Consider the following 4,394-nt stretch of genomic DNA (forward strand, 5'->3'; position numbering starts at 1 on the left):
GGCGGGGATGGCCAGCCCCAGCACCACGCCGGACAGCGTCGCGTGGATGCCCGCGTGGTGCATGGCGTACCAGAGCGCGGCGCCCACCAGGGCGTACGCAAGGCCGTTGCGCACGTAGAAGTGGTTGAGCGCCCAGAGCACCGCGCCCAGGCCCGCGCTGACGGCGAGCCAGTCCCCGTGGATGCCGGTGCCGTAGAAGACGGCGATGACGAGGATGCCGCCGATGTCGTCGAAGATGGCGAGCGCAGTGAGGAACACCACCAGCCCGTGGCCCACACGCGCCTTCACCAGCGTGAGGCACCCGATGGCGAAGGCGATGTCGGTGGCCATGGGGATGGCCCAGCCGCCCTGCGCGGGGGTGCCGTGGGTGAAGACGAGGTACAGCACGGCGGGCACCACCATGCCGCCCAGCGCGGCGATGAGGGGCAGCAGGGCGCGGGACAGGGTGCGCAATTCGCCCGACGACAGCTCGCGTTTGATCTCCATCCCCACGAGGAAGAAGAAGAGCGTCATCAGCCCGTCGTTGATGAGCTCCCGGAAGGTGAACTCGCCGCCGTGGCCGGCGAACTCCACGTGGAGGGGGGCGTCGAAGACGGCCGCGTAGGTGCCGCCCCAGGGGGAGTTGGCCCACGCGAGCGCGGCCACCGCACAGAGCGCCAGGAGGATGCCGCTGCTGGCCTCCAGGCGGAAGAACGCCTGCACGGGGGCGAGCGCCACCTGGAACAGGGCGGGGACGGCCGGTCGGTTCGGCTTGGAGGGGGTCGCCATGTCGGCGGGCAGCCTGCCGGGGGCCGTCCGGGCTGGAAACCGTTTTCGGCGGTGCGGCGTCCGGAAATGTCGGACAGAGGTGGTAGGCAGACGCCCTGGGTAGGGCGTCCGGTTCGTTGATCCGGACGTAGGGGCGTGGGAGAAGGCGGGGGATGGCGGTGACACAGCAGATGAAGACGGACAAGGCAGCGGCGGTGGTGATGGCCGAGGACGAAGCAACCCCGGACGTCGGGACGACCGAAGCACCCGCGGGCGCGCGGGAGCTCGCCTCCCTGACCCCGATGATGCGCCAGTACCTGGAGGTGAAGGCGCTCCATCCGGACACGGTGCTGTTCTTCCGGATGGGCGACTTCTACGAGATGTTCTTCGAGGACGCGGTGAAGGCCTCGGAGCTGCTCCAGATCACCCTGACGGCGCGGTCCAAGGGCGCGGACAAGGTCCCGATGTGCGGGTTCCCGTACCACTCGGCGCGCCGGTACATCGCGAAGCTGATTGAACACGGCCTGAAGGTGGCCATCTGTGAGCAGGTGACGGAGCCGGGCGCGGGGCCGGGCATCGTGCAGCGGGAGGTGACCCGCGTCATCACCCCGGGGATGGTGCTGGACGACGAGGTGCTGGAGCCGCAGGCCAGCAACTTCCTCGCGGCCGTGTGCTGGGACGAGTCCGGCTTCGGCGCGGCGCTCCTGGAGGCGTCCACCGGCGAGTTCTACACCTTCGAGGCCTCAAGCCTGTCGGAGCTGGTGGAGGGGCTGTCGCGCGTGGAGCCGCGCGAGCTGCTGGTGCCGCAGGGGCAGCGCGAGGCGCCGGAGGTGGTGCAGGTGTGCCAGCGGCTGTCGCGCGCGCCGGCGGTGGCGGAGGGCGAGGGCGCGGCGTTCGAGCACACCCGGGCGGCGGCCTTCCTGCGCACGCACTTCCACGTCCAGTCGCTGTCCGCGTTCGGGCTGGACGGCTCGCCGCTGGCCACCGGGGCGGCCGGGGCGGCGCTGCGCTACCTGAAGGACACGCAGAAGACGGCGGCCGCGCACGTGGATCGGCTGTCCCGGCAGGAGAAGGCCGGCTGCCTGGTGATGGACGAGTCCTCGCGGGGCAACCTGGAGGTGCTCAAGAGCCTGCGCGACGGGGGCCGCAAGGGGTCGCTGCTGGGCGTGTTGGACCGGACCGCGACGGGGCTGGGGGCGAGGAAGCTGGCGCGCTGGCTGTCCGCGCCGCTGTGCTCGCTGCCGGAGATCACCGCGCGGCTGGACGCGGTGGAGGAGCTTTCGGGCAAGAGCGTGTGGCGCGAGGAGCTGGTGGCCACGCTCAAGGAGGTGGGCGACCTGGAGCGGCTGTGCGGGCGGCTGTCGCTGGGCGCGGGCAACGCGAGGGACCTGCGCGCGCTGGGGCTGTCGCTGTCGCAGCTGCCCCGGCTGGGCGCGGCGCTGGCGCGGTGTGACGCGGGGCTGCTCAAGTCCTTGTCGGGGCCGCTGGGCGCGCTGCCGGAGCTGGCGGAGCTGCTGCTGCGCGCGGTGACGGACGAGCCGCCGGTGGTCATCCGCGACGGCGGCTTCATCCGGCCGGGCTTCCACGCGGAGCTGGATGAGCTGGTGGCGCTGTCCACGTCCGGCAAGGACTACCTGCTGCGGATTGAACAGCGGGAGAAGGAGCGCACGGGCATCAGCTCGCTGAAGATCCGCTTCAACAAGGTCTTCGGGTACTACCTGGAGGTGACGAAGGCGAACCTGCACGCGGTGCCCAAGGACTACATCCGCAAGCAGACGACGGTGGGCGCGGAGCGCTTCGTCACCGAGGAGTTGAAGGAGTACGAGGAGAAGGTGCTGACGGCGGAGGAGCGCCGCACGGTGCTGGAGCTGCAGCTCTTCGAGGAGCTGCGGGCCCAGGTGATTTCGGCGGCGCCGCGGATCCGTTCCGCGGCGGAGGCGGTGGCGACGGCGGACGCGCTGGTGTCGTTCGCGCGGTGCGCGGCGGAGTACGGCTACACGCGGCCGCAGGTGGATGCAACGGAGGGGCTGGTCATCACGGGGGGCCGGCACCCGGTGGTGGAGCGGATGCTGGGGGCGGGCGAGTCCTTCGTGCCCAACGACGTGCGGTTGGATCCGGAGGACGCGCAGCTGCTGGTCATCACGGGCCCGAACATGGCGGGCAAGAGCACGGTGATGCGGCAGGTGGCGCTGACGGCGCTGATGGCGCAGGCGGGCTCGTTCGTGCCAGCGAAGGCGGCGCGCATCGGTCTGTGCGACCGGATCTTCACGCGCGTGGGCGCGGCGGACAACCTGGCGCGCGGGCAGTCCACGTTCATGGTGGAGATGACGGAGACGAGCCACATCCTCCACCACGCGACCAGCAAGAGCCTGGTCATCCTGGATGAGATTGGCCGAGGCACGTCCACGTACGACGGCCTCTCCATCGCGTGGGCGGTGGCGGAGCACATCCACGACAAGGTGGGCGCGAGGGCGCTCTTCGCCACGCACTACCACGAGCTGGTGGACCTGGCGCGCGAGCGGCCCCGGGTGAAGAACCTGTGCGTCGCGGTGAAGGAGCACGGCGGCAAGGTCATCTTCCTGCGCAAGCTGGTGCCCGGCGGGGCCAGCCGCTCCTACGGCATCGAGGTCGCGAAGCTGGCGGGCCTGCCGCCGGAGGTGGTGCTGCGAGCCCGGGAGCTGCTGCAGAACCTGGAAGCCGGAGAGCTGGATGAAGCCGGAAGGCCCCGGGTGGCGGTGCGCTCGTCGACGAAGCGCGCGGTGGCGGCAGGGCAGTTGGGGCTGTTCGGTGGAGCGCCACCGGCACCGGCCGCGCCGCCTCCCGCGCACGCGGAGGTGCTGGACGCGCTCCGGGCAGCGTCCATCGACCGGATGACGCCGCTGGACGCGCTCAACCTGCTGGCGAAGTTGCAGCGGGAGCTGGGTTCGTCCTGAGGGACCGGCGCGGTGCCATTCGGCGCCGCGCCTTCACGAAGTCAGTCGAAGCGCGCGTGCACCGCCGCCAACCACCGTGACACCACCGCCATCTCCGCGTCGGTGAAGCCCTCGGTCAAGGTGGCGTTCAGGGCGCCCAGTTCGGCCAGGGCGTGGGTGCCGACTTCGCGGCCCAGGCGCGTCAACCAGAGTCGGCTGATGCGCTTGTCTTCGGGGTCGGTCCGCCGGTCGATCAGCCCTGCACGCACCATGCGGTCGGCGAGGCCCGTCATCGCCGGAGGGGCGATGTCCAGCGAAGTAATGTCGCGTAAACCACGACCCGGGTGCACGAAGGGCGCATCAATGGCAGACAGCGTGCGGTAGGCTCGCGGCCCTCATGCAACTGGCCATCCCCCATGCTCCGCGCCGTGTCCGCCTGGCCCAGGTGCCCGGGGCGGTGGCGCGGCTGGTGCGAGGGGCGCTCCTGGGCCTGGGCGTGATGGCGCTCCTGGGCCTGGGCGCCGCGTGGGTGGGGCGCTTCTTCGTGGAGGAGCAGCGCTTCGCGGCCCGCGCGGAGGAGGTCGATGCGCGGGTGGCCCGCAGCCATGCCCCGCCTCCGTCCGCGCGCGAGGACGCGGAAGGGACGCTGGACGTGCTCTACACGTTCGCGGACGTGGAGCACTCCGTGGCCGGGGTGCGCACGCGCGCGGACTTCGCGGCGGGGCTGGGGCCGGG

Annotated in this window: 3 protein-coding genes and 1 pseudogene; 2 read left to right on the forward strand and 2 right to left on the reverse strand. The window is 71.5% G+C overall.

Annotation, left to right across the window (positions count from 1 at the left end):
* Positions 1–768: Na+/H+ antiporter NhaA (locus tag D7V97_RS40520; RefSeq protein WP_147445187.1), on the reverse strand; the 768-nt coding region annotated here is incomplete at its 3' end.
* A 152-nt stretch (positions 769–920) separates the two neighbouring features.
* Here D7V97_RS40520 and mutS point away from each other — a divergent pair.
* Positions 921–3,680, forward strand: coding sequence for a DNA mismatch repair protein MutS (mutS, locus tag D7V97_RS40525; RefSeq protein WP_120615910.1), 2,760 nt, complete (start codon positions 921–923; stop codon positions 3,678–3,680).
* Positions 3,681–3,721: 41 nt separating this feature from the next.
* Here mutS and D7V97_RS40530 read toward each other — a convergent pair whose 3' ends face one another.
* Positions 3,722–4,009, reverse strand: coding sequence for a MarR family winged helix-turn-helix transcriptional regulator (locus D7V97_RS40530; protein ID WP_255424880.1), 288 nt, complete (start codon positions 4,007–4,009; stop codon positions 3,722–3,724).
* A 47-nt stretch (positions 4,010–4,056) separates the two neighbouring features.
* On the opposite strand from D7V97_RS40530, the pseudogene D7V97_RS40535 reads away from it, so the two are divergent.
* A pseudogene (locus D7V97_RS40535) lies at positions 4,057–4,394 on the forward strand (DUF3592 domain-containing protein); the annotation flags it as partial.

The sequence above is a fragment of the Corallococcus sp. CA053C genome (assembly GCF_003611675.1).
Lineage (GTDB): Bacteria > Myxococcota > Myxococcia > Myxococcales > Myxococcaceae > Corallococcus.